Source organism: Paenibacillus sp. J31P13 (assembly GCF_056269295.1).
Genome location: NZ_JBWDNR010000018.1, coordinates 45211 through 65751, shown reverse-complemented (window position 1 = coordinate 65751; position 20541 = coordinate 45211). Strand labels below are relative to the sequence as shown.

The following is a 20541-nucleotide window of genomic DNA, read 5'->3' as shown; positions in this document are numbered from 1 at the left end:
ACGCGTTCCCATACCGAACACGACCGTTAAGCCCTCCAGCGCCAATGGTACTTAGACCGCAGGGTCTTGGGAGAGTAGGACGTCGCCAAGCACGAGAGACCTATCGCATGTTATGCGATAGGTTTTTTGTTTTTTTTGTATCTAAATTTATTGTTTTAAATAGGAATTGTTGTCGATACATGGCGAGATTTATTTCAATTGCTAAAGAAGGGTGTAGGATATGTGTTTTTTATAGTGAATCCGCCATTTCCAGGTATAATTGCTCCCTCAGCGTACCAAGCTAATATATAATTCAGTTTCAGTCAGCACTTGACCTTTTTCAAAATTTGCATATAATGAAATCAAGGTCAAAGAAAGTCAAAGTCAGTTGTCCGAATATTCGGTGTATGAAAAAATATTTATACAGACTTCGCTTTTGAGACCATGATGTTTCAAAAATAGGTTTACTGGTTATTTCTCAGGGAGGTTGGTGGTTTGCGTAACATTTCCGATCTCATCGAACAGTATTTGAAGACTATGCTCCAAGACAGCGCAGAAGGCGCAGTTGAAATTCAACGTAATGACTTGGCTGACAAATTTTCTTGTGTACCGTCACAGATCAACTATGTAATCAGTACTCGCTTCACAATGGAGAAAGGATACATGGTTGAAAGTAAGCGCGGCGGCGGAGGCTATATCCGAATACAACGGATTGAACTTCCGGCACTTAAGGCGATACAATTCCATATCGAAGAAACGATTGGCGATTGTGTTGACCAAGGTGCAGCGGAAGGGCTTATTTATCAGCTTGAAGAGGCAAGACTCATTTCTAAACGTGAAGGTAACCTGCTTCGTGCGGCGGTGCATCGTGATACGATAGCGCTAAAGCTTCCGTTAAGAGATGAAATCAGGGCAAGACTACTGAGGTCCATGCTGATCTCACTGCTGGTTAAATAATGCGATACCGTTAATACCGAGGGGAGGGATCAGGCTTGTTTTGCCAAGAATGCGGTAAAAAGCCGGCTACGCTTCATTTTACAAAAATTATTAACGGTGAGAAGACTGAATTTCACATTTGTGAAAGCTGTGCTCGTGAGAAGGGTGAAGGTATTCCTGGAGCACCCAACAGCTTTTCCATTCATAGCTTATTGTCAGGACTTCTCGATTTTGAGCAATTGGGCGGTTCGAGTATAAATGGTAATAAGCAGCCTACGCTTCGTTGTGAGGAATGTGGATTAACTTATGCACAATTTAGCAAGATCGGTAGATTTGGATGCAGTTCCTGTTATCAAGCGTTTGCCGACAAGCTTGATCCGCTTCTCAAGAGAGTACACAGCAGCACGGTACACAGCGGGAAGATTCCAAAGCGCTCCGGCGGACAAATTCAGTGTAAGCGTGAAATTGAGCAGTTGAGACGAGATTTGCAAACTAAAATCGAACATGAAGAGTTTGAAAGCGCGGCACAGCTTCGAGATCGAATACGTGAGCTGGAACGCAAAATTTCAGATCAGTAAGCTGGTATGGAAGGAGTAAGTGAACTCTTGACTAAGCATCGATTCTCCATGCATGCGCTAAGCGAATGGATGAAGGATGAAGGTCCTGAATCCGAAATTGTCATTAGCAGCAGGGTGCGGGTTGCGCGTAATATGCGTCACCAGCCATTCCCAATGCTAGCAACCGATCAACAGTCCAAGGATGTAATGGATCAATTGACGGAGGTTAGCCAGACTGGAAAGCTGCAGATGATTGGCCCATTTGAAACCATCACATTATCAGATCTTAGTGAGCTTGATAAACGAGTGCTCGTTGAAAAGCACTTAATTAGTCCTAACTTAGCGAATGAATCGCGTTCTGGGGCTGTTATTTTAAGCAATAATGAATCTGTTAGCATAATGATAAACGAAGAAGATCATTTACGTATCCAATGTCTGTATCCAGGCTTTCAAATAAAAGAAGCTTGGTCATTGGCAAGCAGGATTGATGATATTTTTGAAGAAGAAGTTGATTATGCATTCGATGAGAAACGCGGGTACTTAACGACTTGTCCGACGAATGTCGGCACAGGGATTCGAGCTTCGGTGATGATGCATCTGCCGGCTCTTGTGCTAACGTCGCAAATAAATCGAATTTTATCAGCAGTAACACAGGTTGGTTTAGCGGTTAGAGGATTGTATGGCGAAGGCAGTGAGGCGCTTGGCAATTTATTTCAAGTGTCAAACCAAATTACGCTTGGGCAATCCGAAAATGAAATTATTGATAATCTGTATGGTGTAGCCAGACAAATTATTGAGCATGAGAAAGCAGCGCGCAAGAGACTTCTCGCTGACTCTCGTCTAAGAACAGAGGATCGTGTAAGACGTTCTTACGGCATTTTATCTCATGCTGCAATAATGGATTCTAAAGAAGCAGCACAACGCTTGTCGGATGTAAGGCTAGGTGCGGATCTCGGTATTTTGACCGATGTAACACCGCAAGTGTTGAATGAGCTTTTGGTAATGACCCAGCCTGGATTTTTACAGCAAACCTTCAATGAGAAGATGAGTCCGGAGCAAAGGGATTACAGAAGAGCAGAACTCATACGCAAGCAATTGCGTGGTGAAATAAGCCATGGGGGTGCAGAAATATGATGTTTGGACGATTTACGGAACGAGCACAAAAGGTGCTTGCATTGGCGCAAGAGGAAGCAGTTCGACTCGGTCATAATAATATTGGTACGGAGCATATATTGCTTGGTCTTATCCGCGAGGGTGAGGGTATAGCAGCTAAAGCTCTAATTGGATTAGGTCTTGGACTCGAAAAAATTCAAGATGAGGTTGAAGCATTGATCGGTCGCGGTCAAGAACAGCCTAATAATATTGCCTATACGCCTCGTGCTAAAAAGGTCATTGAGCTTTCAATGGATGAGGCTAGAAAACTTGGACATACGTATGTAGGAACAGAGCATATTCTGCTTGGATTAATTCGTGAGGGTGAGGGTGTTGCAGCTCGTGTGCTGAACAACCTTGGCATTAGCTTAAATAAAGCTCGTCAGCAGGTGCTGCAGCTTCTTGGAAGCAGCGAAGCCGTATCGAGCAATCATGGCTCGCCTGCTAATGTAAGTACACCTACGCTTGATGGGCTAGCTAGAGATCTTACGGCGTATGCGAAAGAAGGGAACCTTGATCCCGTTATCGGTCGCAGCAAGGAGATAGAGCGCGTTATTCAAGTGCTCAGTCGTCGTACTAAAAACAACCCTGTACTAATTGGTGAGCCAGGCGTTGGTAAAACAGCCATTGCTGAAGGATTAGCGCAAAAAATTATCGAGAATGAAATTCCTGAGACGCTACGCGACAAACGTGTTATGACGCTTGATATGGGTTCAGTTGTAGCAGGAACAAAATATCGCGGTGAGTTCGAGGATCGTCTGAAAAAGATTATGGATGAGATTCGCCAAGCCGGAAATATCATTCTATTCATTGACGAGCTTCATACGTTGATCGGTGCAGGCGGTGCTGAAGGCGCAATTGACGCTTCGAATATTTTAAAACCTGCATTGGCACGGGGAGAACTGCAATGTATTGGTGCTACAACGCTAGATGAGTATCGTAAATATATCGAGAAGGATGCTGCCCTTGAGCGTCGCTTCCAACCGATAACGGTTGATCAGCCTTCACCAGAGGAAGCTATTCAAATTCTGTACGGTCTTCGTGATCGTTATGAGGCGCATCACCGGGTTAAAATTACAGATGAGGCTATTGTGCAGGCAGTGAAGCTTTCTGATCGTTATATAACGGATCGGTTCTTGCCGGATAAAGCTATTGATCTCATCGATGAGGCGGGCTCGAAGGTTCGCTTGAATTCTTACACGGTACCGCCAAACTTGAAACAACTTGAGAATCGTCTGGAAGATATCCGCAAGGAGAAGGACGCAGCGGTTCAAAGCCAAGAATTCGAGAAGGCAGCTGCACTTCGTGATACAGAGCAAAAAATTCGTGAAGAGCTGGACGTTACGAAAAATCAATGGAAAGAAAAACAAGGTCGCACGGATTCCGAAGTTACACCAGAGGATATTGCTCAGGTTGTAGCAAGCTGGACGGGTATTCCTGTTAGCAAACTAGCGGAAGAAGAGACTGAACGTTTGCTCAAAATGGAAGAGATACTACATGGCCGACTTATTGGGCAAGACGAAGCGGTTAAATCGGTATCACGCGCTATTCGTCGGGCACGTGCGGGTCTTAAGGATCCTAAACGTCCGATCGGCTCATTTATTTTCTTAGGACCTACAGGCGTAGGTAAAACGGAGCTGGCTAGAGCACTTGCTGAGGCTATGTTCGGTGACGAGAATGCAGTTATCCGTATCGACATGTCAGAATATATGGAGAAGCATTCAACTTCTCGCCTTGTAGGAGCGCCTCCGGGTTATGTTGGCTACGAAGAAGGCGGTCAATTGACTGAGAAGGTTCGTCGCAAACCTTACTCCGTTGTTCTACTTGATGAGATCGAGAAAGCACATCCGGAAGTATTCAATATTCTGCTTCAGGTACTGGAAGATGGCCGATTAACGGATTCCAAAGGCCGAGTGGTCGATTTCCGTAATACCTTGATTATCATGACTTCCAACGTCGGTGCTGATCAAATTAAACGCAATACTTCGCTTGGCTTTACAGCTGTTCAGGACGCGGGTCGTGATTTCGCGCAAATGAAAGATAAAGTGTTAGCAGAGCTGAAGAAAAGCTTCCGTCCTGAGTTCTTGAACAGGATTGATGAGACTATCGTGTTCCACTCCCTAGGAGAGGAGCATATTGCTCAAATCGTAACGCTTATGTCGGATGAACTGCGTAAACGTCTACGTGAGCAAGAGGTTGATTTCGATCTGACGGATGCAGCGAAGAACTTCCTAGCGAAGGAAGGCTTCGATCCTCAGTACGGAGCTCGTCCATTACGCCGCGCTATCCAGAAGCATATCGAGGATCGCTTATCCGAAGAATTGCTAATGGGCAATATACAAAAAGGCGATAAATTTAAGATTGATGAAAAGGATGGCGGTCTCACCGTTACCAAAATCATTCCTGAGCCTGTCTCTGAAGAAGAGTCGGCAACGAAATAAAATATAAACATAAACTGTCTCGCAGAACCAATGGTCCTCTGCGGGACTTTTTATTATGCTAAACAATTGACGATGAGAATCATTATCGTATAATGAGGATAGTACATTCATAGAATAGGAGGAACAACGATGTTTGTTGTTACAAATACGATAAAAGTAAAAAAAGGACATGGCGAGTCGGTAGCCGATCGCTTTCAAAATTCTAAAGGCATTGATTTGTCTCCTGGCTTCGTTCGAATGGAAGTATTGATTACTGAAGGTTTAGAGGAATTTGATGAGCTTAAAGTAAGCACGACTTGGAAAGATAAAGCATCCTTTGAGGGTTGGATGAACAGCGACTCATTCCGCCAAGCTCACGCTCATAAGGGGGCACATCAAAATGGTGGCGAAGGTAAGCAAACCGAGAGTGTAATGCTTGGTTCACAGTTAACGACACATCGTGTATTAGTAGCACGTCAGGCGGAATAACCTCAAAAACATACTGATGTGGATAAGTTATTCACAAGTTACACATGATTAGCAGTATGGGCATAGATAAAATACCGCTCTCTTATCCACTGTGGATAATGGGAGCTTTTTTTATGTTAAAATAAGAATGAACAACGTATGTGGACATGTTGATGACCTGTGGATAATGTTGATTAAATGTGAATAACTCTGGGGATAAAAACGATTTATAGGCTTAAATAGCGATAATATAAAGTAAAACACATGTTCATAATTATTTTGTGGAGAATTTGGGTTTATACAATGAGGATAAAATGGTAAACTTTATATATTGCGATACGAGACAGAATAACTGTTATTTTAGTAAGAAGACTTGTGTGAAATCATCACGTTTAAGGAGTACAGGATGGCTAAAATAAAATCAAAATTTGTTTGCACGGAATGCGGAACCGAATCACCAAAATGGCTCGGTAAATGCCCCGGTTGCCATGCTTGGAACTCCATGCTGGAAGAAAAAGAATCGGTTGTGAAGACGAAGGGTGTTGGATTATCGTCTTTTCATGCGAAAGAAAAGGCACAATCCATCATACATATAGAAAGTGGGAAAGAGCCGCGTATCGAAACTCGAATGGTTGAGCTTAATCGGGTACTCGGCGGAGGCGTGGTTCCAGGCTCACTTATTCTTGTTGGTGGCGATCCAGGCATAGGGAAATCCACGCTGCTGCTGCAAACCTCTCATGCTCTTGCAGTAAAAGGCTTGAGAGTACTTTATATTTCTGGAGAGGAGTCGGTGCGTCAAACTAGGCTTAGAGCGGATCGTCTTGGCGCACTGGCAGAGTCATTGTATGTATTATGCGAGACCAATATGGAGCAAATTAATGAAGCTATTGAGTCGGTTCAGCCTGATTTTCTAGTTATTGATTCCATCCAAACGGTCTATGACCCGGGAATACAATCTGCCCCCGGAAGTGTCTCGCAGGTACGTGAGTGTACTGCTCATTTTATGCGAGTCGCTAAGATTCAAGGTATTGCAACCGTACTTGTTGGTCATGTTACGAAGGAAGGCGCGATTGCAGGCCCAAGAATGCTTGAGCATATGGTGGATTGCGTACTTTATTTTGAAGGTGAACGTCATCATACGTATCGGTTGCTTCGCGCAGTAAAGAATCGTTTCGGTTCAACGAATGAGATAGGTATTTTTGAAATGGGTGAGGATGGTCTTCGTGAAGTATCCAATCCTTCTGAATTATTTTTATCAGAACGTCCATTAGGCGTATCCGGTTCCATAGTCGTTGCCAGCATGGAAGGAACGAGACCGGTTCTTGTGGAGATGCAGGCGCTGGTTACAACGACTAATTTCCCATCGCCGAGAAGGATGTCCACAGGCATCGATCATAATCGGTTGGCTTTAATTATAGCGGTACTGGAGAAACGAAACGGCATGTTCCTCCAAACACAGGATGCTTACTTAAACGTAGCAGGCGGTCTGAAGCTTGATGAGCCTGCAGTAGATCTTGCTGCCGCCGTCAGTATTGCTTCAAGCTTTCGGGATTCGCCTACAAGACCTTATGATGTCGTGTTTGGCGAAGTAGGCTTAACGGGAGAGGTTCGAGCAGTATCACGAGCAGAACAGCGGGTGAAGGAAGCCGAGAAGCTAGGCTTTAAGCGAGTTATTATGCCAGAGAAGAGCATGAAGGGATGGAAGCATCCTGAGGGAATTGAAATCATTGGCGTCAGCACGGTAGCGGAAGCACTTAAGGCAGCGCTTGGATAGGGGGCATATGATGAAGGAACCTACACAGCTTGAAATTATGAATCAGTTATTGCAATTAGTCGCACCAGGCACCCCTTTTCGCGATGGGCTGGAGAACGTGCTTCGCGCCAAAACGGGAGCGCTGATTGTAGTTGGATATAGTCCGGAGGTAATGGAGGTTGTCGATGGCGGTTTCTCCATTAATTGCGACTTCTCTCCGAACTACCTATATGAGCTGGCAAAAATGGACGGCGCTATTATTTTAAGCGAAGATATGCGTCGAATTTTGTATGCCAATACACAGCTCATTCCAAACAGCTCCATTGCTTCAATTGAAACGGGTATACGTCACCGTACCGCGGAGCGTGTTGCAAAACAAACGGGCAGACTCGTCGTATCAATTTCACAGCGGAGAAATATCATTACATTGTACCAAGGCAACCTTCGTTATTCCTTAAAGGATATGGGCGTTATTTTGACGAAGGCCAATCAAGCCATTCAAACGTTGGAGAAATACAAAGCAGTTCTTAGCCAGTCATTTACCAATTTATCAGCACTAGAGTTTGAAGAGCTTGTTACTCTTCAAGAAGTCGCGCATGTTATTCAACGTGTTGAAATGGTTCTTCGTATTAAGATGGAAATCAAGCGTTATGTCAATGAACTGGGCACGGAAGGCCGCTTAATCAGTATGCAAATGGATGAGCTGGTTGGCGGAGTGGAAGAGGATGCTTGGTATTTACTCAAGGATTATGCGAAAGAAAATTCGGATGAGAAGATAAGAGATATTCGTGCTGGTCTGAAGAAGCTAAGCTCGGATGAGCTGCTTGATGCGCCGCCAATTATTCGTTTGATTGGTTATCCACATACGAATAATATGAATGATGAGTCTGTGCTTCCTCGGGGCTATCGACTGCTGAACAAAATACCAAGACTGCCTCTTATTATAATGAATAATTTGATCGAGCAATTTGGTCGTTTACCTCATATTTTGATGGCAACGATTGAAGAGTTGGATGAGGTAGAGGGCATTGGCGAGGTTCGGGCTAGAGCGATTAAGGAAGGTCTTAAGCGAATCCAAGAGCAAATGTTCATTGACAGGCAAATTTAATTCCCATACAATAGATGGAATGTACGCCTAGAACGTTTTGATACATTCCTTATGATTTTAGGGGCATAGTAGAGAAGAGGTGGAAAAGATGATCACAAAATCGATACCGAGCCTTCTCACGGTGGGGAACTTATTCTTAGGAGTAATCGCCATCATTCTTGTTTTTAATGAAAAACCAGATACGGCAGCCATGATGGTATTGATCGCTATGTTACTTGACGGCGTGGATGGGCGCGTAGCGCGTGCGCTGAATGTACAAAGTGAATTCGGCAAGGAGTTGGACTCTTTATCCGATGTTATTTCATTTGGTGTAGCGCCAGCATTTATTATGTATGTAGTCGCATTTCAAGATTTAAATCCAGCTATGGCTTGGATTGTAACGGCATTATTTCCTATATGCGGAGCTCTGCGCTTAGCTCGTTTCAACGTTGTAACGAGTGCGCCGGCAGGTTACTTTATTGGACTTCCAATACCAGCAGCGGGCGGGGTATTAGCAACGCTTGCTTTGTTTGCAAATGATATTTACTTATCGATATTGCTAGGCAGCACTGTGTTGCTTGCCTTACTTATGGTTAGTACCGTTAGATATCCGAATTTTAAGAAAGTCGGTATTCCGAAAAATGCGGTATGGATTGTTCCAATTATTATTTTGATATCCGTTGCATTGGGATTAATATTTAAAAGCCATTTATCAAAAATTGTGTTCGTACCGCTGCTTCTATATGCGCTGTATGGCCTAAAAAAAAACGTTGATCGGCGTCTAAAAAAGCGAAACCGCAAGCGTGGTAAGCTTAAAGATGATCCAGAGGATCTCGTTCATTCTGAACATACGGCTTAGTTCACTTTGTTTAACGATAAGGTAACTAAGGTATTGTTGTTCATTCCTTTCTCTCATAAACGAATAAAAAACCGCCAATTGCTTCCTGATTAAGGGAAAATTGTGCGGTTTTTTTCTTTTTTTAAGAGGGAAATTAGTTTATGTTAGGTTAAACAGGCCTAAAGTCGAGCATTTGTCATATTCGTCTGCAATAACTTCATCCAGTTGAATGTCCATCAAATTGCATAATGCGGTCATATAAAATAGGTTGCGTCCAAGCTCAGACTTAAGTGCTTCGCGGCAATGCTCGCATACGGCTCCTGAGAGATGACTCTGCAGTGTCACTTTGGCGTCCTCAAGATTATGCTCATTGGAGTATTGCTGCTTTCGAGCGTTTAATTCAATACATCCGCAATCCGTAACCGCCTTTGTAACTGCGCGATTTACTGATGCGCCTGACTGTCCGAATTTTGACATGACATCAAGCAAACTGCGGTGCCGAAGCAATAATTCAGATACTTGCTGCTGGAATTGATCCAGTGTAGGAGTACTCATCGGTTCCATCTCTTTCACCAACCTCTCATGAAGTAATCTCACCTCTCATTATAGGCTTCCTTGGATACTTTTTCAAAATGTGAATTATTAAAAATTATAAATGTTTGTAATTATGTTCGCTCCCACGGTTTAGCAAGGCAATTATTGGAACATAATTGTAGTGGAGGTGAACCATAATGGTTAGACGAATAATACAATTAATGGGTTTGCTATTTGGCGGTATGGCAGGCGGTGAGGTTTACGGTTGGGTGAATGGAGGGACCATGTGGCCTGGCTCATCAATAGGTATGCTGCAGCGATCTGGCACTTATTACATGAATGTAGCAGTTGGCGCGGTTTTTGGTCTGGTTGTGGCTACAATGCTTGCAGGACAAGTCATTCGCTATATGCAGAAGGGCGCTGATCAAACAGCGGCAATGCCGATGCAAAAGCTGATTGCAGGAGCATGCGGTTTGCTTGCGGGCTTATTGCTTACCGTATTGATCTATCCAGCAGTGTCTGGACTAGAGGGTATGGGACGTCTTATTCCTGCAGTTATGATGCTATGCTTTGGTTATTTAGGCATGCAAATAGGACTGCGTAAACAGGAAGAGCTTGCAGAAGGATTTATGGCTTTGCTGGAGAGACGCCGTGCTGTTCCGGCAGCAGATGAAGCGGGCGGTTATGAGGAGCATAAGATACTCGATACAAGCGTTATTATTGATGGGCGAATTGCAGACATTTGTAAAACCGGATTTATTGAAGGTACTCTAGTCATTCCTGAATTCGTACTTGAAGAGCTCCAGCATATTGCGGATTCTTCAGATTTGTTGAAGCGGAACAGGGGACGGCGTGGACTTGATATTTTGAACAAAATTCAAAAAGAGCTTGATGTTAAGGTGCTTATTTACGAGGGAGACTTCGAAGAAATCGGTGAGGTTGACAGTAAGCTAGTCAAGCTGGCAAAAGCGCTGCACGGTAAAGTGGTAACGAATGATTTCAACTTAAATAAGGTTTGCGAGCTTCAAGGTGTATCTGTACTGAATATTAATGATTTGGCTAATGCGGTTAAGCCAGTAGTGCTGCCGGGTGAAGAAATTATTGTTCAAGTGATTAAGGATGGGAAAGAACACGGTCAAGGCGTTGCCTATTTGGATGATGGAACGATGATCGTTGTGGAAGGCGGACGTGAATACATCGGTATGACAATGGAGGTTCTTGTGACAAGCGTATTGCAAACATCTGCCGGTAGAATGATATTCGCTAAGCCGAAGCTGTTGGAAAAAGCGCTCTAACAAGGTATGATAGAGATAGTGATTAAAATAAGGATGTATAAGTTTCAATTTGTTCAATGATACTTATATCTCATCGCGTAAGCGGCAATAGTGGTTTACGGATGAACACCGTATGAGGCAGGTTGAATGCATGAGAGCTGATTGGGGAGTCGTTATCGTGGCAGCCGGACGCGGCACGCGCATGGGAACGAAAGAGAGTAAGCAATATTTGCAGCTAGGGGACAAACCTATTCTCGTACATACCTTAGAGCTTTTCCAGTCGATGGATACCGTTAAGGAAGCTGTGCTTGTTGTTGGGAGCGATGATGTACAGAGATGTCGAGAATGGGTAGGTCAATATGCGCTGTCTAAGGTGAAGGCTGTAGTGGCCGGAGGCAAGGAGCGTCAACATTCTGTCCATATCGGACTGCAAGAGCTGACTACGGAATGGGTAATGGTGCATGACGGTGTTAGGCCTCTTGTAACGGCTGATGCTGTACGAGCTTGTTGTGATGCAGCTGAGCAAAGTGGTGCTTCGGTGCTTGCTGTACCTGTTAAAGATACGATTAAACAAGTTAATGAAGCAGGTGTGATTGTTTCAACACCAGATCGGCGAAGCTTGTGGGCGATACAAACGCCGCAAGCTTTTCGACGTGTTCTATTGCTCGAGGCGCATGAGTGCGCTCTCGCTGAAGAGTTTCTTGGCACAGATGATGCCATGGTCGTCGAACGAATGGGTGTTGCAGTAACGGTTGCAGAAGGTGAGTATACCAATATAAAAATTACGACGCCTGAAGATTTACCGTGGGCAGAGTTTTTGCTCGCAAAGCGTCATGCCGCTAAGGCAGAGGGGAACGGTGTGTAAGAATGATTCGAGTAGGACAAGGATTTGATGTGCATCAATTAGTAGAAGGACGTCCATGTATTATCGGAGGCGTAACGATTCCTTACGAGAAGGGACTTCTCGGACATTCAGATGCAGATGTATTGCTTCATGCTGTAACGGATGCGATACTTGGGGCGCTTGGTCTTGGCGATATCGGCAAGCATTTTCCGGATACGGATGCTGCCTATAAAGATGCGGACAGCTTAGTGCTTCTGGAGCGGGTTTGGGAACTTGTGAAGGAACGTGGATATAAGCTAGGCAATATCGATTCCACTATCATTGCGCAGCGTCCAAAAATGCTTCCTTATATTCCGCAAATGGCGGAAATTATTGCAAAAGCATTGGAAGCGGATGTGTCACAGGTGAATGTGAAAGCTACGACAACAGAGCAACTTGGTTTTGCTGGTCGCGGTGAAGGAATTGCAGCACAATCTGTTGTTTGCTTAATTAAAGAAGTGCTATAATCGTTCTCATACTTTCGAAGCAAGTCTTTGCTTCGCAAAGCTTTATTAGTAGATGCTTTCGAAGTAAGCTTTTGCTTCGCAAAACTTTAAGGAGGTAATAAAATGGCACAAGAGGTTCGCGTACGTTATGCTCCGTCTCCAACGGGACATTTACATATCGGTAATGCTAGAACGGCCTTATTTAATTTTTTATTTGCAAGGAACCAAGGTGGTAAGCTAATCGTCCGTATTGAAGATACAGATGTGAAGCGCAATGTAGAGGGCGGGGAAGAAAGCCAGCTCAAATATTTGAAATGGCTCGGAATGGATTGGGATGAGAGCATTGATATCGGAGGCGGTTATGGACCTTATCGCCAGACAGAGCGCCTTGATATATACAAAAAGTATTGGCAGGAGCTAATTGATAAGGGTCTGGCATACCGCTGTTATTGTACAGAGGAAGAGCTGGAACAGGAGCGGGAAGCGCAAACCGTGCGTAATGAGACACCTCGTTATTCCGGACAGCACCGTAATTTGACGGAAGAGCAGCGCCTTGCTTTTGAAGCAGAAGGTCGTATTCCAAGCATACGATTCCGTGTACCAGAGGATCGCACTTATACGTTTGATGACATTGTCAAAGGGACGATCAGCTTTGATACTAAGGAGATGGGCGATTTCGTTATCGTGAAGAAGGATGGCATACCGACCTATAACTTTGCGGTCGTACTTGATGATTACTTAATGAAAATCAGTCATGTATTGCGCGGAGAAGATCATGTTTCCAATACGCCTCGTCAACTGATGATATATGAAGCGTTTGGCTGGGAGCCTCCTAAGTTTGGACATATGACACTAATCGTTAATGAGCAGCGCAAAAAATTGAGCAAACGTGATGAGTCTATTATTCAGTTCATCTCGCAATATGACGAGCTTGGCTATTTGCCAGAAGCTTTGTTTAACTTCATTGCTTTGCTTGGCTGGTCGCCAGAAGGTGAGCAAGAGATGTTTACGCTGGAAGAATTGGTGCAAGTATTTAATCCGGATCGTCTGAGCAAAAGCCCTGCTGTGTTCGACACACAGAAGCTGAGCTGGATGAATAATGAATATTTGAAAAAAGCAGACCTTTCACGTGTTGTTGATATGTGTCTGCCGCATCTTCAAAAAGCAGAGCTTGTTGCGAATGATTTAGATGCAGCTGGTCATGCATGGGTGACGGATCTTGTTGCTCTTCATCAGGACAAGCTGCGTTATGCTTCTGAAATTGTGCCTATGACTGCGCTATTCTTCAGTGACACCGTTACGGACGAAGAGGAAGCAGCGGTTGTTCTTGCAGAGGAGCAGGTTCCTGTTGTTCTTCAAGCTTTCTTGGCTCTAATTGAAGCGGGAGAAACACCTTTCCAATTGGATGGAATCAAAGAAATGATTAAGAAGGTACAAAAGGATACAGGCTTCAAGGGTAAGCAGCTGTTTATGCCGATTCGAGCAGCTCTTACGGGTCAGACTCATGGTCCTGACTTGAATCAATCGCTGGCGCTGCTAGGTAAGGAAAAAGTAATGGATCGCTTACGCAGTCGTCTGGAAAGCTATAGCGTATAGACGATTTAAGGCTTGTTCGTATACCTTCTTAATAATGTCCTTGTCACATTTTTGGGTATTCGGTATACTATGACTAATAAATGAATGAATTGAACGGCCATGAACAGGAGAAGTACGTTTGCCTGTGGATTCGCAGAGAGGACAACCGTCATTCGAATCAATGTCGTATTTCAAACGACTTTACGAATAAGAATGTGGCTGCAAGTTGTCTGGTCCACGGAACGGAATATGCACCTGGGAGCTTTGTTCCGAGCTGCTACAGTAAGATGGATATAACCATGAGGATATGCGGCAACGCAGTATCACGATTGTGGGAAGACATTTTAGCTGAGCGGGGTAGGCAACAACGTATCGTCTGCGTTAAAGACCTCGAGACGGACAACCGCCGACACCTGTCGTAGGTCTGTTCAAGCAGAGTGGAACCGCGAGTTTACACGCCTCTGCAGCATTTAATGCTGCAGGGGCTTTTCTTTTATTTAGAAATATAAGAGTGGACGAAAAAGGAGTCATGACGATGTTTCACCATTTCCGATCGGACATACAGGCTGTTTTTGAAAATGATCCTGCTGCGCGCAGTCGGTTCGAGGTTGTATTCACTTATTCAGGCTTGCACGCCATATGGGCTCATCGCCTTGCCCACCCGCTTTATCGAAGTGGCTGGTTCACGCTGGCCCGTATGATTTCGCAGGTAAGCAGGTTTATGACAGGCATTGAAATACACCCAGGCGCTCAAATAGGAGACCGTCTGTTTATAGATCATGGAATGGGTGTTGTCATTGGAGAAACATGCGAGATTGGCTCCGATGTGGTCATCTATCAAGGCGTCACTCTCGGAGGAACGGGGAAAGAAAAAGGTAAACGTCACCCGACTATTGGCAATAATGTAGTTATAGGCTCGGGTGCTAAAGTTCTTGGTTCTTTTCAGGTAGGCGACTTTTCCAATATTGGATCGAATGCTGTAGTGCTGCGTGAAGTGCCAACTAACAGTACAGTGGTTGGGAATCCTGGTCGCGTTGTTAAGCGTAACGGTGAGCGAGTGGGCGACCGTCTTGATCATAAGCAGCTGCCGGATCCAATAATAGAGATGTTCCGTACAATGCAGAAGGAAATAGATGAATTAAAATCTGAGCTTCAGGAGCTTAGAGAACCTATAGCTGGAGGAGAAATTAGAAAATGACAGTGATGCTGTATAATACATTAACTCGTTTGAAAGAGCCGTTTAAATCTCAGGAACCGGGCAAAGTTAAAATGTACGTTTGCGGTCCGACCGTATACGACTATATTCATATTGGCAATGCAAGACCGGCTATTTTCTTCGATGTGGTTCGCCGCTATTTAGAGGATATCGGAAATGAAGTAAACTACGTTGTGAATTTTACAGATGTAGACGATCGACTCATTCGTAAAGCTGAGCAATCTGGAACAACCGTGCAAGAGGTAGCTGAAACCTATATTGCCGCTTTTTTTGAGGATATTGAATCACTAGGCATTCATAAAGCTACACTTAACCCGCGCGTGACGGATCATATCCCGCAAATCATTACGTTTATTCAAGGCTTAATAGATAAAGGTTATGCTTATGAGAGTGAAGGGGATGTATATTTCCGTACCTCTGCCTTTGCTGATTATGGAAAGCTGTCGCATCAAAATATTGATGAGCTTCAATTTGGCATTCGGATCGAGGTTGGCGATCGCAAAGCGGATCAGCAGGACTTTGTACTATGGAAAGGTGCGAAACCTGGAGAGATTAAGTGGGAGAGTCCATTTGGAGAAGGGCGCCCGGGCTGGCATATTGAATGCTCGGCTATGGCTCGCGCTTACCTTGGCGATACGCTTGATATTCATGGAGGCGGACATGATCTGCAATTCCCTCATCATGAGTGTGAAGTTGCGCAGTCTGAAGCATTGACGGGCAAACCTCTTGCTAACTATTGGATGCATAATGGATATATCCACATCAATAATGAGAAAATGTCCAAATCACTAGGTAATGGCATCTCCGTGCATGAGCTGGTGAAGCGGGTTAAGCCGCATGCTATTCGGTATTTCATGCTCGCTACGCATTACCGCAGCCCGTTGAACTTCAATGAGGAGACGGTTGCACAAGCTGAGAAGAGCGTAGAGAGGATTGCGAATTGCGCAGCCAATCTCAAGCATAGACTTTCAACGGTAAGCGAAGAGAAGCTTTCAATAGAAAGCAACTCGGGTCTTGTAGCTTCCGGCGAAGCGGGTCTTGATGAGAAATTGAAGGCGATATACGAGCAATTCCATGCCAAAATGAGTGATGATTTTAATACACCTGATGCGATTACGTCTATTTTTGATCTTGTAGCAGAAGCAAATCAATATATGAATCGTGACGATGCAACCGCTGCGGGACTGAGTGCTCTGCTTACATTATTGGAGCGAATGGATGCTGTACTTGGTATTCTTCCTCAACAAAAAGAAGATGCTGAGCTGCTGGATTCAGACATTGAGCAGCTTATAGTAGAGCGTACTGAAGCTCGCCAAACGAAAAATTGGGCAAGAGCCGATGAAATTCGCGACCTGCTCATTGAAAAAAATATTGTTCTTGAAGATACCCCGCAAGGTATTCGCTGGCGGCGCAAATGAGCGGGGGAGTAGATTCAAACCAATTGCTCTTTCATTTACCGGCCAAAAAACCGCAGTTAATGAGTCCTATCGTACTAGCGTATATAGGTGATGCTGTATTTGAACTTTTGGTAAGGCAGTATTTAATTTCGCAGCCTAATCAGAAATCACATCATCTGCACCGTGAAGCGACAAAATTTGTTTCTGCGAAAGGCCAAAAGAGAATTTTAGAGCTATGGCAGCCTCATTTGACGGAAGAGGAGGCGGACGTCGTCCGCCGAGGCCGCAATGCCAAATCTGGATCTGCACCGAAAAATGCAGATCTTGCCGATTATCGTCTCGCAACTGCTCTGGAGAGCTTGGTCGGATATTTATACTATGAAGGCCGTATCGATAGGCTGGAGCATTTGTTTGCAGTGGCTTTCGGTAAACAAGGGGAATAGGAACGGAATAGATAGATTAACGTGTAACTAAAAAATATTATAGGAGGGTACTAATGACTGAGGAAATGAATCAAGAGGAAATGATCGCCGGAAAGCATCCCGTGCTTGAAGCACTGCGTTCCGGTAGAGAAATTAATAAGATATGGATTGCTGACGGTGCTCAAAAGAGCTTGACGCAACCGATTGTGGCAGAAGCCAAGGGACAAGGTATCGTTGTACAATTTGTTGATAAAAGAAAACTGGACGGCTTGGTGCCGGGTGTTACTCATCAAGGAGTAGTTGCACAAGCAGCAGCATTTGCTTATGTGGATGTAGAAGAAATCCTAGAAATCGCTAAGAAGCGGGAAGAGGTTCCTTTTATTCTACTTTTGGATGAAATTGAGGATCCTCATAATTTGGGATCCATTTTGCGGACAGCGGAGTGTACGGGTGTGCATGGCGTTATTATTCCAAAACGTCGTTCGGCAGGACTGACGGCTACTGTTTCGAAAATATCAGCGGGTGCAGCTGAGCACGTGCCTGTGGCACGGGTAACAAACTTAGCGCAAACAATAGACAAGCTCAAGGAAGCTGGCGTTTGGGTAGCGGGTACTGACCTGAGTGCAAAGCAAGATGTATATAAAATGAAGTTTGATATGCCGCTTGTTGTCGTTATTGGTAATGAAAGCAAAGGAATGGGCAGACTGATCAAAGAAAAATGCGATTTCCTGGTGAAGCTGCCTATGCTTGGTCAATTAAATTCACTGAATGCTTCTGTTGCGGCAGGTGTATTGATGTATGAGGTAGTGCGGCAGCGTCGGAGCGTCTAGTACATGAATCGGCGCGACGATATTTTATTAGTCGACGGCTACAATATCATTGGCGCTTGGCCTATGCTCGAGAAGTTAAAGGAATACGATTTGGAGGAAGCGCGTGATAAGCTTCTTAATATGCTTGCCGACTATCAAGGCTACACGGGGATGATCGTATATGTCGTATTTGATGCTCATCAGGTACCTGGGCTTGGTGCGACTTATCGACATCACAAGCTGACAATAGTATATACGAAAGAAAAGGAAACGGCAGATGAGTGTATCGAACGACTTTGCTCTGAGTTATTTGCCAGGCGCAGAAATATATATGTAGCAACGTCTGATATGGTGGAGCAGCATGTAGCATTTGGCAAAGGTGCGCTGCGTCTTTCAGCGCGCGAGCTTCTTATAAATATCAATCAAAATCGCAAAGATATGGAACAAACATTGCGTGACGACAAGCCTTTAAAAAGAAATACAGTGGATGGAATAGTCAGTTCTGAGGTGCTGTCTCAACTTGAGAAGTGGCGCCGCGGAGAAAAATAAGGGTAACATTTCTAATGAAGTTTGTGACAGGTGTTATGAGCATGTTACATTTGAATGGCACAAAGTTACATTTTTTCTAGTAAATCGATGGTTTTCGGTGGGCCGATTGGTTGACGTTGTAAGGTTACATAATGTATACTAGCTCTATTATTAGGTGCAGAGAGTATCACTTTTCGAGATTCTAAGATGCTATCTTATATCGCGAAATGATGCAGAACGCTAAATAGAGGCAACTGACTGAACGGTTTACGTGAAGAAGAATCTAGCGGTGTACGCCTTGCAGGCCGGAGGGATAGTTCGTGAGTATCGACCTCAAAGAATGGAGTACGCTTGAGTATGACAGCAGTACGGACGAGGATATCGTCGAGGCGGTCCGCAATGGCGACAGCATGGCACTGGAATATTTAATTAATAAATATAAGAATTTTGTGAGAGCAAAAGCGCGCTCCTATTTTCTTATAGGTGCGGATCGTGAAGACATCGTGCAGGAGGGTATGATTGGCCTCTACAAAGCAATTCGTGATTTTAAAGGAGACAAGCTTGCGAGCTTTAAAGCCTTTGCAGAATTGTGTATAACTAGGCAGATTATTACCGCTATCAAGACAGCCACGCGTCAGAAACATATCCCACTTAATTCCTACGTATCGCTCGATAAGCCTATCTACGATGAAGATTCGGATCGTACACTACTTGATGTCATTTGTGGAACACGGGTTTCTGACCCAGAAGAATTAATCATTAATCAAGAAGAGTTTATTGGTCTGGAAGACAAGATGTCCGAAATATTAAGTGATCTTGAACGCAAGGTGCTTATGCTGTATTTGGATGGAAGGTCTTATCAGGAGATTGCTGTCGATTTGGACAGGCATGTCAAATCAATCGACAACGCGCTGCAACGTGTAAAGCGTAAGCTTGAACGTTACTTGGAAGTCAGAGACATTAGCGGATAGCCGCATTCATACGTTTATAAATATATGAAGGGCTGTCTTCTAATTGGCGGTGTCCAAGAGGATAAACAGCTTTTTCTGTTTTAAAAAGGGTTTAACTAGACTATACTGGTAGGGACGAACCCGATGTTATAGCTTTTGACAATTTTTTGTATACCAACCGTCTATCTTTTACATTGACACGGAAATTACGCTGTGATAAAGTGTTTAGGTAGGCCTTAATTCGAGGTTTTTTTCGTTTTGACGTCGGAATCAATGAACTTTCACATAGAGCTTCATGATTCGTATTTTGTAGCAGTTCGGGAGGTGTAATTCAATGCGGGTTATTATCACGTTGGCATGCACAAACTGCAAACAGAGAAACTATGCGAGCAGCAAGAACAAACGCAATCACCCCGACCGCATCGAGTTGAAGAAGTTTTGCAAGTTCTGTAACGAGCAGACTCCTCATCGCGAGACGAGATAGTCAAATGGAGGTGTGACCGTGGCATTTTTGGCTAAACTAAAGCAAAGCTTTGGTACAACGTTTAGTTTTTTTGCCGACAGCTGGGCAGAACTTAAGAAGGTTCGCTGGCCAAGCCGTAAAGAGTTGACAAGCTATTCGATCGTTGTTTTGCTTACGATTACGCTTGTGACTGTTTACTTCTGGCTTCTTGACATCGGGATCTCGTCTCTGGTTGAACTCATTGTTTAAGAAGGGTCCAAAGGTGGATTTGTGATGGAAAAAAGATGGTACGTCGTGCATACCTACTCCGGCTATGAGAACAAAGTAAAAGCCAATTTGGAGCGTCGTGTTGAATCGATGGGCATGGAAGACAAAATCTTCCGTGTGCTTGTTCCTATGGAAGAAGAAGTGGTAGAAAAGGACGGTAAGAAAAAGACTGTTCAACGTAAAGTCTACCCCGGATATGTTCTTGTGGAAATGGTACAAACAGATGATTCTTGGTACGTTGTTCGTAATACGCCAGGTGTAACTGGATTTGTAGGATCAACTGGATCCGGCTCAAAGCCGATTCCTCTATTGCCTGATGAAGTGGAGCAGATTCTGAAACACATGGGCATGGAAGAACCGAAGCCGAAAATCGAGTTTGAACTGAAAGAAACAGTTCGCGTCAAAGTAGGTCCTTTCGCAGATTTTGTTGGTACAGTAGAAGAAATTTTACTGGACAAAGCGAAGTTGAAGGTCCATGTCAACATGTTTGGCAGGGAAACCCCAGTTGAGCTGGATTACACTCAGGTGGAGAAAATTTAATATCTGAGTCTCAATTCATTGGAGTTATCCGATGGATGTTTGATCGC

General features: G+C 44.2%; 23 protein-coding genes and 1 rRNA gene. 23 read left to right on the top strand and 1 reads right to left on the bottom strand.

Annotation, left to right across the window (positions count from 1 at the left end):
• From rrf to pssA, 9 genes are all read left to right on the top strand, one after another.
• Positions 1-91, top strand: a 5S ribosomal RNA gene (rrf, locus tag AC0YOD_RS28430); the annotation flags it as partial.
• A gap of 383 nt (positions 92-474) precedes the next feature.
• Entirely contained in the window at positions 475-936 is a 462-nt protein-coding gene (locus AC0YOD_RS28425; RefSeq protein WP_475802696.1) for a CtsR family transcriptional regulator, read from the top strand.
• Positions 937-971: 35 nt separating this feature from the next.
• Positions 972-1493 carry a UvrB/UvrC motif-containing protein gene (locus tag AC0YOD_RS28420; protein WP_475802695.1) on the top strand — a complete coding sequence of 174 codons (522 nt, stop codon included), beginning with the start codon at positions 972-974 and terminating at the stop codon, positions 1491-1493.
• 48 nt (positions 1494-1541) lie between these two features.
• On the top strand, positions 1542-2606 hold the full coding sequence (locus AC0YOD_RS28415) for a protein arginine kinase (RefSeq protein ID WP_475802698.1): 1065 nt from the start codon (positions 1542-1544) through the stop codon (positions 2604-2606).
• A complete protein-coding gene (clpC, locus tag AC0YOD_RS28410) occupies positions 2603-5065 on the top strand; it encodes an ATP-dependent protease ATP-binding subunit ClpC (RefSeq protein WP_475802694.1) in 2463 nt (820 codons plus the stop codon). Before AC0YOD_RS28415 ends, clpC begins: the two co-directional genes overlap by 4 nt.
• A gap of 129 nt (positions 5066-5194) precedes the next feature.
• A complete protein-coding gene (locus tag AC0YOD_RS28405; RefSeq protein ID WP_475802693.1) occupies positions 5195-5533 on the top strand; it encodes an antibiotic biosynthesis monooxygenase in 339 nt (112 codons plus the stop codon).
• 385 nt (positions 5534-5918) lie between these two features.
• Positions 5919-7286 (top strand): DNA repair protein RadA, encoded by a 1368-nt coding sequence (gene radA / locus AC0YOD_RS28400; RefSeq protein ID WP_475802692.1) that lies wholly within the window; start codon positions 5919-5921, stop codon positions 7284-7286.
• Between the two features lie 10 nt (positions 7287-7296).
• Positions 7297-8373: a DNA integrity scanning diadenylate cyclase DisA gene (disA, locus tag AC0YOD_RS28395; RefSeq protein ID WP_475802691.1), complete on the top strand. Its 1077-nt coding sequence runs from the start codon at positions 7297-7299 to the stop codon at positions 8371-8373.
• Positions 8374-8461: 88 nt separating this feature from the next.
• Positions 8462-9211, top strand: coding sequence for a CDP-diacylglycerol--serine O-phosphatidyltransferase (pssA, locus tag AC0YOD_RS28390; protein WP_475802690.1), 750 nt, complete (start codon positions 8462-8464; stop codon positions 9209-9211).
• A 138-nt stretch (positions 9212-9349) separates the two neighbouring features.
• On the opposite strand, the gene AC0YOD_RS28385 is transcribed toward pssA, so the two are convergent.
• Positions 9350-9745, bottom strand: coding sequence for a nucleoside triphosphate pyrophosphohydrolase family protein (locus AC0YOD_RS28385; protein WP_475802689.1), 396 nt, complete (start codon positions 9743-9745; stop codon positions 9350-9352).
• A gap of 176 nt (positions 9746-9921) precedes the next feature.
• Between AC0YOD_RS28385 and AC0YOD_RS28380 the strand changes: the two genes are divergently transcribed.
• The 14 genes from AC0YOD_RS28380 (at position 9922) to nusG (ending at position 20494) form a co-directional block, all read left to right on the top strand.
• Entirely contained in the window at positions 9922-11019 is a 1098-nt protein-coding gene (locus AC0YOD_RS28380) for a PIN/TRAM domain-containing protein (protein WP_475802688.1), read from the top strand.
• A 130-nt stretch (positions 11020-11149) separates the two neighbouring features.
• On the top strand, positions 11150-11863 hold the full coding sequence (gene ispD / locus AC0YOD_RS28375) for a 2-C-methyl-D-erythritol 4-phosphate cytidylyltransferase (protein ID WP_475802687.1): 714 nt from the start codon (positions 11150-11152) through the stop codon (positions 11861-11863).
• Positions 11864-11865: 2 nt separating this feature from the next.
• A complete protein-coding gene (ispF, locus tag AC0YOD_RS28370) occupies positions 11866-12348 on the top strand; it encodes a 2-C-methyl-D-erythritol 2,4-cyclodiphosphate synthase (RefSeq protein ID WP_475802686.1) in 483 nt (160 codons plus the stop codon).
• A gap of 102 nt (positions 12349-12450) precedes the next feature.
• Positions 12451-13923: a glutamate--tRNA ligase gene (gene gltX / locus AC0YOD_RS28365; protein ID WP_475802685.1), complete on the top strand. Its 1473-nt coding sequence runs from the start codon at positions 12451-12453 to the stop codon at positions 13921-13923.
• 99 nt (positions 13924-14022) lie between these two features.
• The gene (locus tag AC0YOD_RS28360; RefSeq protein WP_475802684.1) at positions 14023-14199 is read left to right on the top strand and encodes a hypothetical protein; all 177 of its coding nucleotides are present in this window, start codon (positions 14023-14025) and stop codon (positions 14197-14199) included.
• Between the two features lie 238 nt (positions 14200-14437).
• The gene (gene cysE, locus AC0YOD_RS28355) at positions 14438-15100 is read left to right on the top strand and encodes a serine O-acetyltransferase (protein WP_475802683.1); all 663 of its coding nucleotides are present in this window, start codon (positions 14438-14440) and stop codon (positions 15098-15100) included.
• Positions 15097-16536, top strand: coding sequence for a cysteine--tRNA ligase (cysS, locus tag AC0YOD_RS28350; protein ID WP_475802682.1), 1440 nt, complete (start codon positions 15097-15099; stop codon positions 16534-16536). The genes cysE and cysS overlap by 4 nt, the downstream gene beginning before the upstream one ends.
• The gene (locus AC0YOD_RS28345; RefSeq protein WP_475802681.1) at positions 16533-16958 is read left to right on the top strand and encodes a Mini-ribonuclease 3; all 426 of its coding nucleotides are present in this window, start codon (positions 16533-16535) and stop codon (positions 16956-16958) included. Before cysS ends, AC0YOD_RS28345 begins: the two co-directional genes overlap by 4 nt.
• A gap of 53 nt (positions 16959-17011) precedes the next feature.
• Positions 17012-17767, top strand: a complete 756-nt coding sequence (gene rlmB / locus AC0YOD_RS28340; RefSeq protein ID WP_475802680.1) for a 23S rRNA (guanosine(2251)-2'-O)-methyltransferase RlmB — start codon at positions 17012-17014, stop codon at positions 17765-17767.
• A 3-nt stretch (positions 17768-17770) separates the two neighbouring features.
• Positions 17771-18295, top strand: a complete 525-nt coding sequence (locus AC0YOD_RS28335) for an NYN domain-containing protein (protein WP_475802679.1) — start codon at positions 17771-17773, stop codon at positions 18293-18295.
• A 299-nt stretch (positions 18296-18594) separates the two neighbouring features.
• Complete coding sequence (gene sigH / locus AC0YOD_RS28330; protein WP_054025342.1) at positions 18595-19245, top strand: RNA polymerase sporulation sigma factor SigH; 651 nt, start codon at positions 18595-18597, stop codon at positions 19243-19245.
• Positions 19246-19558: 313 nt separating this feature from the next.
• Positions 19559-19708 carry a 50S ribosomal protein L33 gene (gene rpmG / locus AC0YOD_RS28325; protein ID WP_015847242.1) on the top strand — a complete coding sequence of 50 codons (150 nt, stop codon included), beginning with the start codon at positions 19559-19561 and terminating at the stop codon, positions 19706-19708.
• An 18-nt stretch (positions 19709-19726) separates the two neighbouring features.
• The gene (gene secE / locus AC0YOD_RS28320) at positions 19727-19936 is read left to right on the top strand and encodes a preprotein translocase subunit SecE (protein ID WP_475802678.1); all 210 of its coding nucleotides are present in this window, start codon (positions 19727-19729) and stop codon (positions 19934-19936) included.
• A 24-nt stretch (positions 19937-19960) separates the two neighbouring features.
• Complete coding sequence (gene nusG, locus AC0YOD_RS28315) at positions 19961-20494, top strand: transcription termination/antitermination protein NusG (protein WP_475802677.1); 534 nt, start codon at positions 19961-19963, stop codon at positions 20492-20494.
• Positions 20495-20541 lie beyond the last annotated feature (47 nt).